The organism is Paracoccus sp. TRP, assembly GCF_000185925.1.
Taxonomy (GTDB): Bacteria; Pseudomonadota; Alphaproteobacteria; order Rhodobacterales; family Rhodobacteraceae; genus Paracoccus; species Paracoccus kondratievae.
The window spans coordinates 21,033-39,220 of record NZ_AEPN01000013.1 but is presented as its reverse complement, the minus strand read 5'-3'; the positions used below and the strand labels follow the sequence as shown (position 1 = coordinate 39,220).

At 63.8% G+C, this 18,188-nt stretch carries 19 protein-coding genes and 1 tRNA gene; 14 read left to right on the top strand and 6 right to left on the bottom strand.

The window, feature by feature from the left end; translation table 11 throughout:
* The first annotated feature begins 73 nt into the window (after positions 1 to 73).
* Positions 74 to 1,240 (top strand): lipid-A-disaccharide synthase, encoded by a 1,167-nt coding sequence (gene lpxB, locus PARACOCCUSGL_RS0109735; protein ID WP_010395794.1) that lies wholly within the window; start codon positions 74 to 76, stop codon positions 1,238 to 1,240.
* Here the strand turns inward: lpxB and PARACOCCUSGL_RS0109730 are convergent.
* The 3 genes from PARACOCCUSGL_RS0109730 to PARACOCCUSGL_RS0109720 all read right to left on the bottom strand — a co-directional run bounded on the left by PARACOCCUSGL_RS0109730 (position 1,215) and on the right by PARACOCCUSGL_RS0109720 (position 2,544).
* Positions 1,215 to 1,565, bottom strand: coding sequence for a RidA family protein (locus tag PARACOCCUSGL_RS0109730; protein ID WP_010395792.1), 351 nt, complete (start codon positions 1,563 to 1,565; stop codon positions 1,215 to 1,217). The two genes, lpxB and PARACOCCUSGL_RS0109730, sit on opposite strands and share 26 nt — an antisense overlap.
* Before the next feature lie 27 nt (positions 1,566 to 1,592).
* Positions 1,593 to 2,339: a sulfite exporter TauE/SafE family protein gene (locus PARACOCCUSGL_RS0109725; RefSeq protein ID WP_010395790.1), complete on the bottom strand. Its 747-nt coding sequence runs from the start codon at positions 2,337 to 2,339 to the stop codon at positions 1,593 to 1,595.
* Between the two features lie 130 nt (positions 2,340 to 2,469).
* Positions 2,470 to 2,544, bottom strand: a tRNA-Thr gene (locus tag PARACOCCUSGL_RS0109720).
* Between the two features lie 146 nt (positions 2,545 to 2,690).
* Between PARACOCCUSGL_RS0109720 and PARACOCCUSGL_RS0109715 the strand changes: the two genes are divergently transcribed.
* From PARACOCCUSGL_RS0109715 to PARACOCCUSGL_RS0109685, 7 genes are all read left to right on the top strand, one after another.
* Positions 2,691 to 2,879, top strand: a complete 189-nt coding sequence (locus PARACOCCUSGL_RS0109715; RefSeq protein ID WP_010395788.1) for a hypothetical protein — start codon at positions 2,691 to 2,693, stop codon at positions 2,877 to 2,879.
* On the top strand, positions 2,880 to 4,163 hold the full coding sequence (gene murA / locus PARACOCCUSGL_RS0109710) for a UDP-N-acetylglucosamine 1-carboxyvinyltransferase (RefSeq protein ID WP_010395786.1): 1,284 nt from the start codon (positions 2,880 to 2,882) through the stop codon (positions 4,161 to 4,163).
* Entirely contained in the window at positions 4,156 to 4,635 is a 480-nt protein-coding gene (locus tag PARACOCCUSGL_RS0109705; protein ID WP_010395784.1) for a DUF2948 family protein, read from the top strand. The genes murA and PARACOCCUSGL_RS0109705 overlap by 8 nt, the downstream gene beginning before the upstream one ends.
* A gap of 83 nt (positions 4,636 to 4,718) precedes the next feature.
* The gene (gene hisD / locus PARACOCCUSGL_RS0109700) at positions 4,719 to 6,026 is read left to right on the top strand and encodes a histidinol dehydrogenase (RefSeq protein ID WP_010395782.1); all 1,308 of its coding nucleotides are present in this window, start codon (positions 4,719 to 4,721) and stop codon (positions 6,024 to 6,026) included.
* Positions 6,026 to 6,514 carry a UPF0262 family protein gene (locus tag PARACOCCUSGL_RS0109695; protein WP_010395779.1) on the top strand — a complete coding sequence of 163 codons (489 nt, stop codon included), beginning with the start codon at positions 6,026 to 6,028 and terminating at the stop codon, positions 6,512 to 6,514. Before hisD ends, PARACOCCUSGL_RS0109695 begins: the two co-directional genes overlap by 1 nt.
* 3 nt (positions 6,515 to 6,517) lie before the next feature.
* Positions 6,518 to 6,976 carry a low molecular weight phosphatase family protein gene (locus tag PARACOCCUSGL_RS0109690; protein WP_029371950.1) on the top strand — a complete coding sequence of 153 codons (459 nt, stop codon included), beginning with the start codon at positions 6,518 to 6,520 and terminating at the stop codon, positions 6,974 to 6,976.
* A gap of 78 nt (positions 6,977 to 7,054) precedes the next feature.
* On the top strand, positions 7,055 to 7,546 hold the full coding sequence (locus PARACOCCUSGL_RS0109685) for a PAS domain-containing protein (RefSeq protein ID WP_010395774.1): 492 nt from the start codon (positions 7,055 to 7,057) through the stop codon (positions 7,544 to 7,546).
* A 48-nt stretch (positions 7,547 to 7,594) separates the two neighbouring features.
* Here the strand turns inward: PARACOCCUSGL_RS0109685 and edd are convergent, their stop codons facing one another.
* On the bottom strand, positions 7,595 to 9,397 hold the full coding sequence (gene edd, locus PARACOCCUSGL_RS0109680) for a phosphogluconate dehydratase (protein WP_010395773.1): 1,803 nt from the start codon (positions 9,395 to 9,397) through the stop codon (positions 7,595 to 7,597).
* Positions 9,398 to 9,512: 115 nt separating this feature from the next.
* Here edd and PARACOCCUSGL_RS0109675 point away from each other — a divergent pair, with 115 nt between their 5' ends.
* The 6 genes from PARACOCCUSGL_RS0109675 to PARACOCCUSGL_RS0109650 all read left to right on the top strand — a co-directional run bounded on the left by PARACOCCUSGL_RS0109675 (position 9,513) and on the right by PARACOCCUSGL_RS0109650 (position 16,562).
* Complete coding sequence (locus PARACOCCUSGL_RS0109675) at positions 9,513 to 10,709, top strand: RSP_2647 family RNA methyltransferase (protein WP_010395771.1); 1,197 nt, start codon at positions 9,513 to 9,515, stop codon at positions 10,707 to 10,709.
* Entirely contained in the window at positions 10,706 to 11,299 is a 594-nt protein-coding gene (locus PARACOCCUSGL_RS0109670) for an RSP_2648 family PIN domain-containing protein (protein ID WP_010395769.1), read from the top strand. The genes PARACOCCUSGL_RS0109675 and PARACOCCUSGL_RS0109670 overlap by 4 nt, the downstream gene beginning before the upstream one ends.
* Positions 11,300 to 11,388: 89 nt before the next feature.
* Positions 11,389 to 12,840 carry a glucose-6-phosphate dehydrogenase gene (gene zwf / locus PARACOCCUSGL_RS0109665; RefSeq protein ID WP_010395766.1) on the top strand — a complete coding sequence of 484 codons (1,452 nt, stop codon included), beginning with the start codon at positions 11,389 to 11,391 and terminating at the stop codon, positions 12,838 to 12,840.
* Positions 12,837 to 13,511: a 6-phosphogluconolactonase gene (gene pgl / locus PARACOCCUSGL_RS0109660; RefSeq protein WP_010395763.1), complete on the top strand. Its 675-nt coding sequence runs from the start codon at positions 12,837 to 12,839 to the stop codon at positions 13,509 to 13,511. Before zwf ends, pgl begins: the two co-directional genes overlap by 4 nt.
* Position 13,512: 1 nt before the next feature.
* Positions 13,513 to 15,117, top strand: coding sequence for a glucose-6-phosphate isomerase (gene pgi / locus PARACOCCUSGL_RS0109655; protein WP_010395760.1), 1,605 nt, complete (start codon positions 13,513 to 13,515; stop codon positions 15,115 to 15,117).
* Positions 15,118 to 15,272: 155 nt separating this feature from the next.
* Positions 15,273 to 16,562, top strand: a complete 1,290-nt coding sequence (locus tag PARACOCCUSGL_RS0109650) for a sorbosone dehydrogenase family protein (RefSeq protein WP_010395757.1) — start codon at positions 15,273 to 15,275, stop codon at positions 16,560 to 16,562.
* Between the two features lie 9 nt (positions 16,563 to 16,571).
* On the opposite strand, the gene PARACOCCUSGL_RS0109645 is transcribed toward PARACOCCUSGL_RS0109650, so the two are convergent.
* Together PARACOCCUSGL_RS0109645 and PARACOCCUSGL_RS21220 are read right to left on the bottom strand one after the other, a co-directional pair.
* On the bottom strand, positions 16,572 to 17,447 hold the full coding sequence (locus tag PARACOCCUSGL_RS0109645; protein WP_010395755.1) for a glycosyltransferase family 2 protein: 876 nt from the start codon (positions 17,445 to 17,447) through the stop codon (positions 16,572 to 16,574).
* Positions 17,444 to 18,073: a hypothetical protein gene (locus PARACOCCUSGL_RS21220; RefSeq protein WP_029371947.1), complete on the bottom strand. Its 630-nt coding sequence runs from the start codon at positions 18,071 to 18,073 to the stop codon at positions 17,444 to 17,446. The genes PARACOCCUSGL_RS0109645 and PARACOCCUSGL_RS21220 overlap by 4 nt, the downstream gene beginning before the upstream one ends.
* Positions 18,074 to 18,188 lie beyond the last annotated feature (115 nt).

Sequence of the window (18,188 nt, the reverse complement as noted above, 5' to 3'; positions counted from 1 at the left end):
AGACAAGGGCGGGGAATGCAGGCGGTGCCCTGTGTCCTCGATTCCATGGCCTTGCAGCGCGCGGAGCGAAGCGATGAAGTTCTTCATGATCGCGGGCGAGCCGTCCGGTGACAATTTGGGCGGGGCGCTGATGGCCGGGCTGAAAGAGCTGGCGGCCCCCGGGGTCGAATTCATGGGCGTTGGCGGGCCTGCCATGGCTGCCCAAGGGCTTGAGAGCCGCTTTCCGATGGAAGAGCTTAGCCTTATGGGCCTGTGGGAGGTGCTGCCGAAATATCGCGCCCTGAAAGAGCGGATTGCCCAGACGGCCCGAGCCGTGGCTGAGGCACAGCCTGATGCGCTGATTACCATCGACAGCCCGGATTTCTGCCTGCGTGTGGCGCGTCAGGCGCGCGCGCTGAACCCCTCATTACGCACCATCCATTATGTCGCCCCCTCGGTCTGGGCCTGGCGTTCGGGTCGGGCCCGCAAGATGGCGCAGGTGATTGATCATGTGCTGGCGATCCTGCCCTTTGAGCCGCCGCTGATGCAGGCCGCAGGGATGAGCTGCGATTTTGTCGGCCATCCGATCGTTGCCGATCCCGTCGCGGGTAAGGCCGAGGCGGCGGCATTCCGTGCTGCGAATGGCATTGCGCCTGATGCGCCGCTGGTCCTGTGCTTGCCCGGATCACGCCAAACCGAGGTCAGCCGCCTTGGTCCGCGCTTTGACGAGGCGCTGATGCGGTTGCGCGACCGGGTGCCCGAAATCCGGGTGGTGATCCCGACCGTGCGCGGGGTTTCGGCGCTGGTACATGATATGGCGCGGCGCTGGCCCACCGCGCCGGTCGTGGTCGAAGGGGCCGGGGAAAAGCGCGCGGCCTTTGCTGCAGCCGATCTGGCGTTGGCGGCCTCGGGCACGGTCAGTCTGGATCTGGCGGCGAATAACGTGCCGATGGTGATCGGCTATGATGTTGCGCCGCTTAGCCGCTTCATCATCGGGCTGATGCTCAGGACGGATACGGTGACGCTGGTCAATCTGGTCAGCGAAACCCGCGCAGTGCCGGAATATCTGGGCCGCAACTGCCAGCCGGGGCCGATGTCGCGGGCGCTTTACCGGCTGATCGAAGACCCCGAGGCGCGGGCCGAGCAGTTTGCCGCCATGGGCAAGACCATGGAGCGGCTGGGGCGCGGCGGCGAGGCCCCGGGCCTGCGCGCCGCGCGTTCGGTTCTGGCCGCGATCAGTTCTGGGCCGCGACCACGATGATCTCGACCTTGTAATCGGGCGTCGCCAGCGCCGATTCGCCCGTGGCACGGGCCGGGGCATGGCCGGGGGCAACCCAAGCGTCCCAGACGGCGTTCATTTCAGCGAAATCGGCCATATCGGCCAGCCAGACCTGCGCCGACAGGATGCGGGTCTTGTCCGAGCCGCATTCGGCCAGCAGCCGGTCGACCTGGGCCAGCACCTCGCGGGTTTGCTCGGTCACCGATTCGCCGGGTTTGCCGACCTGACCGGCCAGATAGATGGTGCCGTTGTGGATGACGGCCTGGCTCATACGGGGGCCGGTCTCGATGCGCTTGATCTCGGACATGAAGGATCCTTTCGGGTTGGGCTGGCGTCAGAAGAGCCGCCAGAAGAACACTGCCGTCATGCCAAAGCCGATGGCCGCAATCAATGCTCGCAAGGCAGGGATCGGGATGCGCCGCGCCACCGGCGCACCCAGATAGCCGCCCAGAATCGTGCCGACACTCATCACCGCCGCTGGTTTCCAGGCGACCTGACCGCCGGCGGCAAAGATAGCAAACGAAATTACCGACAGTGCGAATGACAGCCAGTTCTTAAGCCCGTTCATCTGGTTCAGTTGGGTCATGCCCCAAAGTGCGAACAACGCCAGCAGCACGATGCCAAGCCCGCCGTTGAAATAACCGCCATAGATCGCCACGGGCACCATGGTTCCGGCGCCAAAGGGGGCCACGGCGTTGCGGTGCCGTCCTGCCCATTCCCGCACTTGCGCGCCCCAGATAAAGACCGAGGTTGCTGCCAGCAGCAGGAACGGCACCAGCACCGCGAAAGCCTCGTTTGAGGAAACAAGTAGCAGGCAAGAGCCGGCGATGCCTCCGATCACCGTCCAGAAGGTCAGCCGCAGCACCAAGGAGCGGTCGATCTGGGCGATTTCGCGTCGGAACCCCAATGCGGCCGAAAGATAGCCGGGCAGCGCCGCGACCGTGCTGGTTGCATTGGCCGAAACGACGGGTACTCCGCTGGCGACCAGCGCCGGAAAGGTGATGAAGGTACCGCCCCCCGCAACAGCGTTCAGCATTCCGCCAAGAAAGCCGGCGGCAAGCATCAGCAGGATATCGGTCATGGGCAGGGCTCCGGACAATGGGGGGCATCCCTGCCTAGCTGCCCGGCCGCAGATGGTCCAGCACCCCCGGCAACATGCACGCGCATTCCGGGTGCGGCTACATCAGGCGGGTCATTTTGCAGGGAATGACTGGTGCTGCAGGAGAGGATTGAACTCTCGACCTCACCCTTACCAAGGGTGTGCTCTACCACTGAGCTACTGCAGCGCCGTGGGCGGGGCTTTAGACCGACTGTGCGGAGGGTGCAAGAGGGATCGGCGCAAAAAATTTCGATATGCCGAACATCGCCGACCGCGCGTCAGCCCCCCGCGCGCCCGCTGGACGCAACAAGGCAAGGGCGCTAACAGAAGAGCATGACGAAAATACCCCGCGATCCCAAGGGCGACACACGTGAAGCGCGGCTCAAGGCGGCGCTGCGGGCCAATCTTGCGCGGCGCAAGGCGCAAGGGCGCGCACGGGCAAGCGCAGAGAACGATACGAGCCAGAACGAGCAGCACGGGCCAGAGAAGCCAAACCAAGGCACGCCCGGAAATGAGGATTAGATGGACCAGATCATTGTAAGGGGGAACGGGCCGCTTCATGGCGAGATCCCGATCGCCGGTGCCAAGAATGCCTGCCTGACGCTGATGCCGGCGACCCTGCTGACCGATCAGCCGCTGACGCTGACCAATGCGCCGCGCCTGTCAGATATCCGCACTATGACCGCGCTTTTGCAGTCGCTTGGGGCCGAGGTCGCCAGCCTGCAGGACGGCCAGGTGCTGGCTCTGTCGAGCCACGCCCTGACCAGCCACCGCGCCGATTATGACATCGTACGCAAGATGCGCGCCTCGATTCTGGTGCTGGGGCCGATGCTGGCGCGGGATGGTCATGCGGTTGTTTCGTTGCCCGGGGGCTGTGCCATCGGCGCGCGTCCGGTGGACCTGCATCTGCGCGCGTTCGAAGCGATGGGGGCCGAACTGGACCTGCGCGATGGCTATGTCCATGCCAAGGCTCCGGCGGGCGGGCTCAAGGGTGCGGTGATCGATTTTCCTATAGTCTCGGTCGGTGCGACTGAAAACGCGCTGATGGCAGCGACGCTGGCGCGTGGGACCACGGTCCTGAACAATGCTGCCCGCGAGCCCGAGATCGTCGATCTGGCAGAATGTCTGCGCCGCATGGGCGCGCAGATCGAGGGCGAGGGGACCTCGACCATCACTATCGAGGGTGTGCAGGCTCTTGGCGGTGCCACTCATCCGGTGGTGACCGACCGGATCGAGCTTGGCACCTATATGCTGGCCCCGGCGATCTGCGGGGGTGAGGTCGAATGCCTTGGCGGCCGCATTGATCTGGTCGCGGCTTTCTGCGAAAAGCTGGACGAAGCGGGCGTCAACGTGGTCGAGACCGAGCGCGGGCTGAAAGTCTCGTGCAAGAATGGCCGGGTCCGGGCGGTTGATGTGGTGACCGAGCCCTTCCCGGGTTTTCCGACCGATCTGCAGGCGCAGATGATGGCGCTGCTTTGCACGGCCGAGGGTACTTCGGTCCTTGAAGAAAAGATTTTCGAGAATCGCTTCATGCACGCGCCGGAACTGGTGCGCATGGGCGCGCATATCGAGGTGCAGGGCGGCCATGCCACCGTTCATGGCGTGGATAAGTTGCGCGGCGCTCCGGTCATGGCAACTGATTTGCGTGCCTCGGTCAGCCTGATTCTTGCCGGGCTTGCTGCCGAGGGCGAAACCATTGTCAGCCGCGTCTATCATCTTGATCGCGGCTATGAAAAAGTCGTGCGTAAGCTGCGCGGGGTTGGCGCAGATATCGAACGTATCAAGGAGGCAACCGCCGATGGCTGACGCCCGTTTCACCGATGCCGACCCGGCACCGCTGGCGCTTTTGGCCAGCGATGTCGAGGATCTGAACGTAATCTCGGCCCTTGCTCAGGACGCTGTCCTGCCGGTGACCGAGATCGCATTTGATGGTCGCCACCGGCAGCTTGCGTTGTTGCTGAACCGTTTTCGCTGGGAGGATGCCGAGCAGGCCCGCCGCGAGGGCCGCCCCTATGAGCGCGTGCGCGCGGTCCTGCTGATCTCGGATGTGCTGAAGGTGCAAAGCGACGGTATCGACCGCAAGGACAAGGACCTGATCCTTGAGCTTTTGACGATGAGCTGGCAGGCGGGCGAGGATGGTGCGGGCCGTCTTTTGCTGGAATTTGCTGGTGACGGCACGCTGGCGGTCGAGGCAGAGTGCCTCAATGTCGAGCTGCGCGACGTGACCCAGCCCTATGTCGCGCCCTCGCGCCGTGCGCCACAGCACCCCGAGGATTGAACAGGCCGTTCGTGCGTGCCTTAGCCGCTTGAGCCGCTTGGCTGCAGCCGCTAACAAGGTCGGGTCATTGAAGGCCTCGATCCATGCCCATTCATCTTTCGACTGCCCAGCCCGATTTTTCTGACCGCTTTGCCGATCTGCTTTCGATGAAGCGTGAGGATGCGGCAGATGTGAATGATGCGGTTGCCGCGATCATTGCTGATGTGCGCAGCCGGGGCGATGCGGCGCTGGTCGAACTGACCGCGCGCTTCGACCGTCTGTCGCTGACCCCGCAGTCTCTGGCCTTTTCAAAGGACGAGATTGCCGCCGAAACGGCCAAGGTTTCGGCCGCGGATCGCGCGGCGCTGGTCATGGCGGCAAACCGGATCCGGGCTTATCACGCCCGGCAGATGCCCGACGATATGAGCTGGACCGACCCCGAAGGCGCGACGCTGGGCTGGCGCTGGTCCCCTGTCGCGGCGGCAGGGCTTTACGTGCCGGGCGGTCAGGCAAGTTATCCGTCATCGGTGCTGATGAACGCGATTCCGGCCCGGGTGGCCGGGGTCGAACGGCTGGTGATTTGCGTGCCGACGCCCGACGGGGTGGTGAACCCGCTGGTCCTGCTGGCGGCCGAGCTTTCCGGGGTCGATGAAATCTATCGCATCGGCGGCGCGCAGGCGATTGCAGCCATGGCCTACGGTACCGATACCATCCGCCCTGTGGACAAGATTACGGGACCGGGCAACGCCTATGTCGCGGCGGCAAAGCGTCAGGTCTTTGGCCGCGTCGGTATCGACATGATCGCCGGTCCGTCCGAGGTGCTGATTATCGCTGAGGGCGAACAGAACCCCGAATGGCTGGCGCTGGATCTGCTGGCACAGGCCGAACATGATGCCGATGCGCAGGCGATTCTGGTTACCCCTGACGAAGCCCTTGCCCGCGCCGTGGTGGCCGAGGTCGAGCGTATTCTGCCCACGCTTCCGCGCGCCGAGGTGGCCGGGGCTAGCTGGCGTGACTATGGCACGGTGATCGTGACCCGCGATCTGGACGAGGCGGCAGCGCTTTCCGACCGGCTTGCCCCCGAGCATCTTGAGCTTTGCGTGAACGACCCCGAGGCGTTGGCGAAACAGACCCGTCACGCCGGGGCGATATTCCTCGGTGGCTGGACGCCCGAGGCCGTGGGCGATTACGTCAGCGGTCCGAACCACGTTCTGCCGACGGCCCGTTCGGCGCGTTTCTCTTCGGGACTGTCAGTGATGGATTTCCTGAAGCGCAGCACTATCGCGCGGCTTACGCCCGAGGCGTTGGCGACCATTGGTCCGGCAGCGGTGCGTCTGGCCGAATCCGAAGGGTTGTCCGCACATGGCCGCTCGGTCTCGGCGCGGTTGTCGGCTTTGAACAGGGGGAAGTAATGGGGCAGTCAACCAACCGGCTGTGCCGGATCGACATTGACGACAGCGCCCTGCCGCCTCCCACCCCCGAGATGGAGCAGGACCGCCGCGTCGCGGTCTTTGATCTGCTGGAGGATAACAGCTTCAGCCTGCCCGGTCGGGATGGGCAGGATGTGCCACCCGGCCCCTATACGCTGGCGCTGGCGGTGCGCGAGCGGCGGCTGGTCTTTGACATCGCGACCGAAAGCGGCAGCAAGGTGGTTGAGTTTCACCTGTCGCTTGGCCCTTTTCGTCAGACGGTTAAGGATTACTTCCAGATCTGCGCCAGCTATTTCGATGCGGTAAAGCGTCTGCCTCCGACGCAGATCGAGGCGATCGACATGGCGCGTCGCGGCATCCACAACGAGGGCGCCCGCACCCTGCAAGAACGGTTGGAGGGTAAGGCCGTCATCGACATCGACACAGCGCGCCGCCTGTTCACCCTGATTTGCGCGCTTGTGCCGGGGTGATTCGTGGCTGGACCGATCCCACATTCGGTACTTTTCTGCTGCGATCATAACGCCATCCGTTCCCCCATGGCTGAGGGGATGATGAAAAAGTTCTACGGCCGCGCCGCCTATGTGCAATCGGCGGGGGTCAGGAACGATATGGAGATTGACGGTTTTGCCATCGCCGTCTGCAAAGAGATCGGGGTCGAACTTTCCACCCATCGTTCGCGCTCGTTCGAGGAAATGCAGGCCTGGGGCGATGATCTTAGCAGTTTCGACCTTGTGGTCGCGCTGTCTCCGGCAAGTCAGAGACAGGCGCTTGAGCTGACGCGTGTGGCCCATCTTGAGGTTGAATACTGGCCGATCATGGACCCAAGCGGTCTGGCCGAGGGGCGCGAGGAAAAGCTGGCACTTTATCGCACCGTGCGGGATCAGATCAGCAAGCGGATGATCGAACGTTTCGGACCGCCGACTGAGGACTAAAGAAATCTTATCGGTGCTAACGAATTGTTAGCCTATTGGCCCGATGCTGGCGGGACAATCTGTGCAGGGGCTTCCCGAATGTCCGAAATCCAGCGGTTCCACCACAATCCGGGCTGGGCGATACAGGCGATCCAGACCAGCCGCGCCGTGCTTATCCTTGACCGGTATGGGCGAATCATCGCTGTGAATCAGGGCTGTTTGCGCCTGTACGGCTATCAGCGCGATGAGCTGATCGGCCGCCCGGCGTCGGTCCTGCTTGAACCATCCGGTCCCGGTCCTGCATGGTTGTGGCGGATGATCGAGGCCCCGGACGAAGCCGAGGCCTGGCTGAACGGCCTGGTGCAGATTGCCAGATCGGGGCGACGCATTCGCACCGATGCCCGTCTGTGCCCGATTCGTGACGAGCAGGGGCAGGTCTGCCTCAATGTCCTGTTCCTGCGCGAACCCGCAGAGGAGGAGGGGCCGTTGCAGCCCGATCCTGCCCTTGGGCAGGGCAGGGGGCAGGTGATCCGGCTAAGCGACTGGGTGCAGGCTTCTGGTACGGAAACCCGGGCGGTGGGTCGGGCCTGACCGATGCAGATGCGTGGCAGGCTCCGGTCCTGTCCTCAGACCACGATGTCAGACGACAACCGCCGCTCCTTCGGTGGCTGGGCCAACATTGGCGCGGAATGCGGCGAAAAGCTCGCGTCCCAACCCTTCGGCCGAGGGTGCAGGATCGTGTTTCGCGGGTTCTCTGCTGTCAAAGTCCGCGGCAAGACAGGACAGGGAGCCATTGGCGGCATCCAGGCGAATGATATCACCGTCGCGGACACGGGCCAGCGGTCCTTCATCCGCCGCCTCGGGCGAGATGTGGATCGCGGCGGGGACCTTGCCCGATGCGCCGGACATGCGCCCGTCAGTCACCAGCGCCACACGCAGCCCGCGATCCTGCAGCACCGCCAGCGTTGGGGTCAGTGAATGCAGCTCGGGCATGCCGTTGGCACGCGGCCCCTGGAAGCGGACGACGACGACGACATCCTCGGTGAACTCGCCGCGTTTGAACGCAGCCTTGACCTCTTCCTGATCGGCAAAGACGCGGGCGGGGGCCTCGATCACATGTCGTTCGGGCGCAACGGCCGAGATCTTGATGACGCCGCGACCCAGATTGCCCGACAGCTGCTTCAGCCCTCCGCTGGGCGCAAAGGGGGCGGTCGCCGGGCGCAGGATTTTGTCATTCAGCGACTCGCGGGCGCCATCGACCCAGGTGATCTGGCTGTCCTTGAGCCGGGGTTCCTTCACATATTGCTCAAGCCCGCCGCCGGTGATGGTACGGACGTCCTGATGCAGCAGCCCAGCGTCAAGCAGTTGGCCAATCATGAACCCAAGCCCCCCTGCGGCGTGGAAGTGGTTCACGTCGGCAAGGCCGTTGGGATAGACCCGCGCCATCAATGGGACGATTTCGGACAGGTCGTGGAAATCCTCAAGATCCAGAATCACCCCGGCCGCGCGCGCCATGGCGGGCAGATGCAGCACCAGATTGGTCGAGCCTCCGGTGGCCATCAGCCCGACGATGCCGTTAACAAAGGCGCGCTCGTCCAGAATTTCTCCTGCTGGCAGATAATTATTGCCAAGCCGGGTGATGGCTGCGGCGCGTTGAACGGCGGCGACGGTCAGCGCATCGCGCAGCGGCGTATTCGGGTTAACAAAGCTCGAGCCCGGCAGGTGCAGGCCCATAAACTCCATCAGCATCTGGTTGGTGTTCGCGGTGCCGTAAAAGGTGCAGGTGCCCGGGGCGTGATAGCTGGCCATCTCGGCTGCCATCAGTGCTTCGCGACCAACTTCTCCGGTAGCAAACTGCTGGCGGACCTTGGATTTTTCGTCATTGGGCAGGCCCGAGGGCATGGGGCCAGCCGGAACGAATACTGCGGGGATATGGCCAAAGGTCGCGGCGGCGATGATCAGACCGGGCACGATCTTGTCACAGACCCCCAGATACAGCGCCGCATCAAACGTGTCATGCGTCAGTGCCACACCCGAGGCGAGCGCGATGACATCGCGCGAAAAAAGCGACAGCTCCATCCCTGGTCGGCCCTGGGTGACCCCGTCGCACATTGCCGGGACGCCACCTGCAACCTGTGCGGTCGCGCCCGCGACATGGGCTGCCTGCCGGATCAGGTCGGGATAACGCTCATAGGGCTGATGGGCCGAAAGCATGTCGTTATAGGCAGTGACGATGCCGATATTCGGTTTGCGCGTCGTGGCAAGGTCCTGCTTGTCGGGCATGGCGGCATAAGCATGGGCCTGGTTTCCGCAGGACAGATGGGCGCGACGCGGACCTTCTTCGGCTGCGCGGGCAATCTTGGCCAGATAGGCGCCGCGGCTTTTTGCGGAACGTTCGCGGATGCGGTCGGTTACCCGGGCGATGGTGGCGTGCAGGGTCATGGCTGGCATCTCCTTTGGTTGCTATGTATCATGTTAGCGGTAACAATGCAACCAGCCCGCTCTTGCCCATGGCGGCTTGCCGTGGCAATCCTGCGCCGTTTTGCATGAGGCCGCCATGACCGCCGATCTGCCCACCATTCGATTGCGTCCGAAGTCAAAGCCGCAGGCTATCCGCCACGGCTTTCCCTGGGTCTTTGCCGATGAGCTGGTGACCGACCGGCGCACACGGGCCATCCCTGCTGGTAGTTTCGCCGTGCTCGAGGATGCCGACCGGCGCCCTTTGGGGTTGGTTACCGTTAATCCCGATTCGCGTATCATCGCACGGGTCATGGACCCCGATCCTCAGGCCCAGATCACCCGCGACTGGATTGCGGTACGGCTGCGGCGGGCGCTCTCCATGCGTGAGCGGCTGTTTGATGCGCCTTTTTATCGCCTGATTCATGCCGAGGCGGACGGCCTGCCGGGCACCATTGTTGATCGCTTTGGCGATGCAGCGGTGATTCAGCCTAATGCCGCCTGGGCCGAGCGTATGGTCGGAGATATCGCTGCCGCGCTGCGTGAGGTCACAGGTGTTTCAACAGTGATCCTGAACGGGCAAGGCCGCGCCCGGACGCAAGAGGGGCTGAACGAGCGGACCGAAGTCCTGTCGGGCGTGGTCAGCGGGCCGGTCGAGGTGCCGATGAATGGCGCGATCTATCTGGCCGATCTGATGCAGGGTCAAAAGACCGGGCTGTTCTATGATCAGCGCCCGAACCATGCCTTTGCGCAAAGGCTGGCGCGCGGTCAGCGCGTGCTCGATGTGTTTTCGCATGTCGGCGGCTTTGGCCTTGCCGCGCTGGCGGCCGGGGCGACGCATGCCACCTGTGTCGATGGCTCGGCCGCGGCCCTGGAGCTGGCGCAGGGTGGTGCGCGTGCCATGGGTGCCGAGGCGCGGCTGACGATTCGCAAAGGGGATGCGTTCGAAGAGATGGAGGTGCTTGCCGCCGAGGGTGCGCAATTCGACGTGGTGATCTGTGATCCACCGGCCTTTGCCCCCTCAAAACAGGCGCTTGAGGCGGGTTTGCGCGCCTATGAGCGGGTGGCAAAACTGGCCGCGCCTTTGGTCGCGCCGGGTGGCTATCTGGGCCTGTGTTCGTGCAGCCATGCCGCCGATTTGACCGCTTTCCGCAATGCCAGCGCGCGCGGTATTGGCCGGGGTGGGCGGCGGATGCAGCTGCTGCATACCGGGCAGGCCGGACCGGATCACCCGACGTTGCCGCAATTGGCCGAGACTGGTTATCTTAAGGCGCTGTTCTTTCGGTTGGACGGATGAAGGCGGCTCTGGACGCCTGTGTCCTTTTTCCGACCGTGCTGCGGGAAATCCTGATCGACACGGCGGCAGCGGACCTGTTCCAGCCTGTCTGGTCCAGTCGTATTCTGGACGAATGGCGCCGTGCCGCAATCCGTCAGGGGCTTGAGGCAGGTGCAGAGATCGCGCTTTTGCAGTCGCGTTTCCCGCAGGCACTGGCCGAGCCGGGGGGCAGGATGTTCGGGCTGGATCTGCCTGATCCTGCGGATCTGCATGTGGTCGAGACCGCGCTGGCGGCAGGGGCCAAGGTGATTGTCACCGCGAATCTGCGCGACTTTCCGCGTGGCACGCTGGGCGCTGTCGGCCTGCGCGCCATTCATCCCGATGAATATTTGCGCGATCTTTATCTGCGTGCGCCTGAGCCGGTGTCGGCCGCTGTCGAAGCGACCGAGGTCCGCGCCCGCGCAGCCGGCGGACAGATGGGCCGCAAGGAACTGATGCGCCGCGCCCGCCTGCCAAGACTAGCCAAGGCGATGGCCCGGCTGGATGGGGCCGGCGATGCCGCGCCATTGTCGCAAGACAGCCCTATTGTTCCCCCACGGGGGCAGAACTGAAAGGGGCTGGAATTGAGGGACTTGATTTGGGGGACTTGATGTTAACGCTAACATCGGCTAGTCGGCAGATCACCGACGAGGAGGCAGCAATGGTATCACGCATCATTCCGGTAGATGATTTCGACCTGGTGATCTTTGGTGCGACCGGAGACCTCGCACGGCGTAAGATCGTTCCCGGCCTGTATCGCCGCTTTGTCGCCGGGCAAGTCCCGGTGAGTGCCCGCATCATCGGTGCGGCCCGCACCCGGCAAGACGACGACGCTTTCCGGGCCGAGATGCGCGCCGCGATCGAGGAATTCGCCGGCCCGGGTCAGGACACCGCACAGATCGCGGCCTTTCTGGACATGCTGGGCTATGTCGCTATCGATGCGCGCGGGACGGATGGCTGGGCCGAGCTTAAGGCGCGGATGCGGCCGGGGGTGGTCCATGCGTTTTACTTTTCGGTCGCGCCAGGGCTGTTTGGCGATATCGCTGAGCGGCTGGCCGGGAATGGCATCGCTGATGCCGACAGCCGTATCGTGGTTGAAAAGCCGTTTGGTCGCGACCTTGAAACTGCCCGGCAGCTGAACGCGACGCTGGCTCGGCATTTCAGTGAAAATCAGATCTATCGCATCGACCATTATCTGGGCAAGGAAACCGTCCAGAACCTGATGGCCGTGCGTTTCGCCAATATCCTGTTCGAGCCGCTGTGGAACGCGCAATACGTGGATCACGTCCAGATCACCGTGGCCGAGACGGTGGGCGTCGGCGGGCGCGGTGAGTATTACGACCACTCGGGCGCAATACGGGACATGGTGCAGAACCACCTGATGCAGCTTTTGTGCCTGATCGCCATGGAGCCGCCCTATCATTTTGATCCCGACGCGGTACGGGATGAAAAGCTGAAGGTGATCCGCGCACTGGAACCCGTGCTGCCCGAAGATATCGTGCGCGGTCAGTATGTCGCTGGTCCCGACGGGCCCGGATATCTCGAAGATGCCGAGAACCCGCAGTCGCGCACGGAAAGCTTTGTCGCGCTAAAGGTCAGCATCGCCAACTGGCGCTGGACCGGGACACCGTTTTATCTGCGCACCGGCAAGCGGCTGCGTGCCCGCACCAGTGAGATTGTCGTTACCTTCAAAGAGCCGCCGCATTCTATCTTTGACGATGGCGGCATCCATCGCGCCAACCAGCTGGTCATCAAGCTGCAGCCCAATGAGGGCATGCACCTGACCGTGATGATCAAAGAGCCGGGACCGGGCGGTATGCGTCTGGTGCAGGTGCCTTTGGACATGAGCTTTGCCGATGCGCTGGGGGCTGAGGGTGCGGACATGCCCGACGCTTATGAGCGGCTGATCATGGATGTGATCCGCGGCAACCAGACGCTGTTCATGCGCGGTGACGAGGTCGAGGCCGCCTGGGCCTGGACCGACCCGATCATTGCGGCATGGGAGGCTGGCTCCAAACGACCCGAGCCCTATGATCCGGGTTCTAGTGGCCCCGAAGAGGCGCTGCGCCTGCTGCATCGTGACAACCGTCGTTGGAGGGAGATCCGACCATGACGCTTGAGTTTATCGAATACCCCGACCGCGAGATGCTGTTTCTGTCGCTGGCCGACCGTGTTGCCGGTCAGCTGTCGCAGCATCTGCGCGTGAATGACAGGGCAAGCCTGTGCGTGCCGGGCGGGACCACGCCCGCACCGCTTTACGATTATCTGTCTGGGGCCGAGATTGACTGGCCGCGTATCACCGTCCTGTTGAACGACGAACGTTGGGTGGATGGTGAGCATATGCGCTCGAACGGCCGTTTGCTGCGCCGTCACCTTTTGCATGACAAGGCCGAGGCTGCGCAGTATCTCGACCTTTATACCGGCGATGCCAGCCCCGAGGACGCCGCCCCGGCGCTAAGCGAGGCGGTTGCAGCGCATCTGCCGCTGACCGTGCTGCTGTTGGGCATGGGCACCGACATGCATACGGCGAGCCTTTTCCCTGACGCTTCAGAAACGGTGCTCGCGCTGGCCCCTGATGCGCCTGCCGTGATGGCGGTGACAAGCAACCGGGATGAGCCGCGGATCACGCTGACCGCCTCGGCGCTGAAAGGTGCGATCAACACCCATCTGCTGATCACCGGTGCCGACAAGCGCGAGGCTTTCGAGCGCGCGCAGAGCCTTGACCCGACCGAAGCGCCGATCCGCGCCTTTCTTGGCGATATTACCGTGCATTGGGCAGAGTAAGATGAGTGATATCTGGAACCGACTGAAGGATCACCGCAAATCTCAGGGTGCGCAGCGCATTGAGGCGCTGTTTGAGGCCGATCCCTCGCGTGCCTCCACTTTTTCGACCAGCGCCGAGGGGCTGGTTTTCGACTGGTCCAAGACCCTGATTGACGCGCGCGCGCGCGACCTGTTGCTGGAACTGGCGACCCCGGTGCCTGCCCGCCGCGAGGCGATGTTTAGCGGCGAGCGCATCAATGAGACCGAAGATCGCGCCGTTCTGCACACAGCTTTGCGCAATTTTGGCGGCAGCGTCATGGTGGACGGTCAGGATGTGATGCCCGAGGTGCGCCGCACGCATGAGCGGATGCGCGGTTTTGCCAATGCCGTGCGTGATGGCAGCTTTGCGGGGCAGGGCGGACGTATTACCGATGTCATCAATATCGGTATCGGCGGTTCGGACCTGGGTCCGGCGATGGCGGTGCGGGCGCTTGCCCCCTGGCATGACGGACCGCGCGTGCATTTCGTCTCGAATGTGGACGGGGCGGATATCGCCGATACGCTCAAGGGCCTTGATCCGGCGACGACGCTGGTGATTGTTGCCTCTAAAACCTTCACCACCATCGAAACCATGACCAACGCCCGCACGGCGCTGGACTGGATGAGCAAAAGCGTGGCGCAACCGGCTGCCCAATTCGCGGCGCTTTCTTCGGCTGTGGGACGTACCGCCGAATGGGGCATCGACGAATCGCGTGTCTTTGGGTTCGAAGATTGGGTCGGTGGCCGCTATTCGGTGTGGGGCCCGATCGGGCTGTCGCTGATGATCGCCATCGGTCCCAAGCAGTTCGACCGTTTCCTTGCTGGTGGCGCGGAGATGGATCAGCATTTCCGTCAGGCTCCGCTGGCTGAAAACCTGCCGGTGCTTCTGGCGCTGGTTGGCATCTGGCATCATCAGATCTGTGGCTACGGCACGCGTGCCGTGCTGCCCTATGACAACCGTCTGGCGCGGCTGCCCGCCTATCTGCAGCAGCTTGAGATGGAATCGAACGGCAAGCGCGTCTCGATGGACGGCAGCGACCTGACCCTGCCCTCGGGTCCGGTGGTCTGGGGTGAGCCGGGTACCAACGGCCAGCACGCGTTCTACCAGCTTATCCATCAGGGCACGGCGGTCGTGCCTTGCGAATTCATCATCGCCGCGCAGGGGCATGAACCCGAGCTGGCCCATCATCACCTGTTGCTGATTGCCAATTGCCTTGCGCAGTCCGAGGCGCTGATGCGCGGTCGCTCGCTGGACGAGGCGCTTGAGATCATGCGCGCCAAGGGTCTGACCGGGGCCGAGCTTGAGCGTCAGGCACGCCACCGGGTTTTCCCGGGGAACCGCCCCTCGACCACGCTGCTGATCCCCGAACTCTCGCCCTATACGCTGGGCCAGATCGTCGCGCTGTACGAACATCGCGTGTTTGTCGAGGGCGTGATTCTGGGCATCAACAGCTTTGACCAATGGGGGGTCGAACTGGGTAAGGAACTGGCGCTTAAGGTCGCCCCGCTGCTTGAGGGTAAGCCATCTCCGGGTCATGATCCTTCGACCGAACATCTCGCGGCGCTGATCCGCGCGGCGCGGGGCTGAGACCTTTGTTTAGAGCTTTCATGTTCAAGGGGCGGTGCGTCAGGCGCCGCCCCGGTCGTTTCGGGGTTCGCCGGTTTCCGCATTGATGGCCGCTGCGGGATTGACCCGGGCGATACTGGAATTAGCCTTGCTGGCGCAACAGGGAAGGGTAAGCCATGGATCTGATGGCGAAAGTGACGGAACTGGTGGGTGGCGCGATGGTCAGGATGCGGCGTCGTGGCGCGCCGCGCACAGCGGCGCTTGGCCCAGCCCCTGCTATCCCCGAGGCGAAAAAACAAGGCATCATGACCCTGAAGATGCCGACCGCGCGCGGCTGGGCACCGGGCCAATTGCCCAAGGCTGCCCCGGGCCTGCGCGTCAACGCATTTGCCCGCGACCTGCAGCATCCACGCTGGATCGAGGTTTTGCCGAACGGCGATGTGCTGGTAGCAGAGGCGCTGCAAGAGGCTTCTGCCCCGAAAACGCTGCTTGACCGGGCAACGCAGGCGACCATGCGTCGCGCCCGGGCCTTGGGGAAAAGCGCCAACCGCATCACGCTGCTGCGCGACAATGAGGGCAGTGGCGTGGCCGGGACGCGCGAGATCTTTCTGGAAGGTCAGCGTCAGCCGTTCGGCATGGCTCTGGTGGGCGAGACTTTCTATGTCGGTAATACCGACGGGATCGTTGCGTTTGACTATCAGCCCGGCGCGACCCGGCTGAATGGCCCGGGCAGGCGGCTAGTCGAGTTCCAGCCGGGCGGGCACTGGACGCGGAGCCTGATCGTCTCGCCCGACCGCAGGCGGCTATATTGCGGCGTCGGCTCGCTGACCAATATTGCTGACGAAGGCATGGAGGCAGAGGAAGGCCGCGCCGCGATTTGGGAGCTTGATCTGGAATCCGGCCATGCCCGTATATTCGCCTCGGGCCTGCGCAACCCCGTTGGTCTGGCGTGGGAGCCGGTGACGGGCGCGTTGTGGACCGTGGTAAACGAACGCGACGGGCTGGGCGATGAGACCCCGCCCGATTATCTGACCTCGGTGCGGGATGGGGCCTTTTACGGCTGGCCGTGGTGCTACTGGGGTCAGACCGTCGATGACCGGGTGCCGCAGAACCCCGCGGCTGTCGCCCGCGCGATCACCCCGGATTATGCACTTGGCGGGCATACCGCCTCGCTTGGTCTGTGCTGGATGCCCGAGGGCACGTTGCCCGGTTTCCCGGACGGGATGGTGATCGGACAGCACGGCTCGTGGAACCGCTCGACCCTGTCGGGCTACAAGCTGATCTTTGTGCCCTTCCAGAACGGGCGTCCCTCGGGGCCGCCTCGGGACATCCTGTGGGGTTTTCTGTCCGAGGACGAGAAATATTCCTATGGTCGCCCGGTCGGTGTCACCATCGGCCCTGACGGCCGTTCGCTGCTGATGGCGGATGATGTGGGTGATGTGATCTGGCGGGTCAGCGCGGCCTGACCCGCCGGATCAGAACCACTGTCCGGGCTCCATCAACCCGAAATCCATCAACTGCTGTGAATTCCAGCGGAAGGGGTATGAGTTTCGCCAGCGAAAGGAACGGATATGCTCGCGTGAGCCGGGGTTCCTGACCAGCGCCTTGGCCACCCGGAACGAGGCGACGGCAGCGGTCAGATTGTTGTGCCATGGGCAGGAATAGGTGTTGTATTCCTCGTCATTAAAGCGGTGGTCGAGCAACAGCCGCAGCTTGGGCTGGCTGCGAAACAGTGCGATCCTGTCGATGCGACGGCGGTCAGGAGGCACATGCTCTTCGAACCGCCAGCGTAGCCCGCCATGAAAATCCAGCTGCCGCTCTTTTTGGTGACCATTCCGGTCCTGACGGCCAAGCGCGTAATAGCCGGTCCGGTCGAACATTGCCTCATCAATGCTGACGGCATTGGGGAAGCGCTCCAGATCCGGGGCATAGAGGTCGATGACATAGGTCAGCATCGCGCGCCGGCGTTCCTCGGCGTGAAAGGCCAGCATTTCGCCTACGGTGCGGCTTTCCGAAAAGGGATAGAACAGGAATTCTGCGTTGTAGCCGTAGTAAAGCCAGGTGTCATCCGGCACGGCTTCAAGCACTCGGTTAACAGCCGTGACATGGGCGTCGTTGCGGCGGGAATCGTGGCGCAGGTTGACGATGCGTGCCGCCGCCTCTTCGGGGATAAGCTTCTGAGGCAGGGGTTCGGGCGAAAGCGCAAGGATCAGCCTGAAACCTGCCTTGAAGTGATGGGCAAGGGTTTCTGTGACGGCCGCGTCATCCTCGATCAGCAGGATCGCGATCGGGCCCTTGATCAGCCGGTCGCGGTTATGGGTCAGGAACTCGACTAGGCTGGGAAAGCTCATGGCAGAGCAGCCTTGATCTGTTCAAGCACCTCGGCGGCGGCCTGGGGGTTTTCGGCCATGCGGTCGATCAGCGCGGTCAGTTCGGCCTTGCGCTCGGCCGAAAGGGTCGAGGCATCAACGATGGCACGCACCTTGGCGGCGTCGAACCCTTCCGGGGTCAGGGCGGCGTCGATTTCGACCACGGTGCTTGCGGCTTCGCCGGCTGCACGGGTGGCGCTTGCGGCCTCGCGCGCAGCGGTGCCTGCCGCCACGGCGGCTTCGCCCGCCTGTTCGGGAGCAGCATTGGCGTCGGCTGCTGCATCTGCGGCGCGATCAGCGGCGGCAATGGCGGCCTCTGCCGCGGCCTGGGCCTGATCGGCGGCAGAGCTGGCCGGGGCGATGGCGGTATTCTGGGCCGAGGCGGCGGCCTCGGCGGCTGTGTCGGCCGCAATCGCTGCGGCGTCAGCTGCGGCATCGGCGGCGGCATTGGCGCTTTCCTGTGCCGGCGTGATGGCCTCGGGCACCGCCGGTGCCGGCTCAGTCGCGGCGGGTGGGGTGGCCTCGCTGGCGGTTTTCCTTAGCTGCCAATACCATACGCCTCCAGAAGCTGCGGCTAGAACGACGATTAGAACAAGGAACTTTTTCATGCAGGACTCCGTCAGGACTGCGGCAGATCAGCTTTCTATGCCATGTCGCAGCAGGGGAGAAAAGCATTCGGACGAGGCTGGCGGTCAACTGTAGCCATCCCGCCCGTCAACCCCC

Bases quoted from the DNA above. Each gene is read 5' to 3' on its own strand.
- lpxB (WP_010395794.1), top strand. From the start codon at position 74: ATGAAGTTCTTCATGATCGCGGGCGAGCCGTCCGGTGACAATTTGGGC.
- PARACOCCUSGL_RS0109730 (WP_010395792.1), bottom strand. From the start codon at position 1,565: ATGTCCGAGATCAAGCGCATCGAGACCGGCCCCCGTATGAGCCAGGCC.
- PARACOCCUSGL_RS0109725 (WP_010395790.1), bottom strand. From the start codon at position 2,339: ATGACCGATATCCTGCTGATGCTTGCCGCCGGCTTTCTTGGCGGAATG.
- PARACOCCUSGL_RS0109715 (WP_010395788.1), top strand. From the start codon at position 2,691: ATGACGAAAATACCCCGCGATCCCAAGGGCGACACACGTGAAGCGCGG.
- murA (WP_010395786.1), top strand. From the start codon at position 2,880: ATGGACCAGATCATTGTAAGGGGGAACGGGCCGCTTCATGGCGAGATC.
- PARACOCCUSGL_RS0109705 (WP_010395784.1), top strand. From the start codon at position 4,156: ATGGCTGACGCCCGTTTCACCGATGCCGACCCGGCACCGCTGGCGCTT.
- hisD (WP_010395782.1), top strand. From the start codon at position 4,719: ATGCCCATTCATCTTTCGACTGCCCAGCCCGATTTTTCTGACCGCTTT.
- PARACOCCUSGL_RS0109695 (WP_010395779.1), top strand. From the start codon at position 6,026: ATGGGGCAGTCAACCAACCGGCTGTGCCGGATCGACATTGACGACAGC.
- PARACOCCUSGL_RS0109685 (WP_010395774.1), top strand. From the start codon at position 7,055: ATGTCCGAAATCCAGCGGTTCCACCACAATCCGGGCTGGGCGATACAG.
- edd (WP_010395773.1), bottom strand. From the start codon at position 9,397: ATGACCCTGCACGCCACCATCGCCCGGGTAACCGACCGCATCCGCGAA.
- PARACOCCUSGL_RS0109675 (WP_010395771.1), top strand. From the start codon at position 9,513: ATGACCGCCGATCTGCCCACCATTCGATTGCGTCCGAAGTCAAAGCCG.
- PARACOCCUSGL_RS0109670 (WP_010395769.1), top strand. From the start codon at position 10,706: ATGAAGGCGGCTCTGGACGCCTGTGTCCTTTTTCCGACCGTGCTGCGG.
- zwf (WP_010395766.1), top strand. From the start codon at position 11,389: ATGGTATCACGCATCATTCCGGTAGATGATTTCGACCTGGTGATCTTT.
- pgl (WP_010395763.1), top strand. From the start codon at position 12,837: ATGACGCTTGAGTTTATCGAATACCCCGACCGCGAGATGCTGTTTCTG.
- pgi (WP_010395760.1), top strand. From the start codon at position 13,513: ATGAGTGATATCTGGAACCGACTGAAGGATCACCGCAAATCTCAGGGT.
- PARACOCCUSGL_RS0109650 (WP_010395757.1), top strand. From the start codon at position 15,273: ATGGATCTGATGGCGAAAGTGACGGAACTGGTGGGTGGCGCGATGGTC.
- PARACOCCUSGL_RS0109645 (WP_010395755.1), bottom strand. From the start codon at position 17,447: ATGAGCTTTCCCAGCCTAGTCGAGTTCCTGACCCATAACCGCGACCGG.
- PARACOCCUSGL_RS21220 (WP_029371947.1), bottom strand. From the start codon at position 18,073: ATGAAAAAGTTCCTTGTTCTAATCGTCGTTCTAGCCGCAGCTTCTGGA.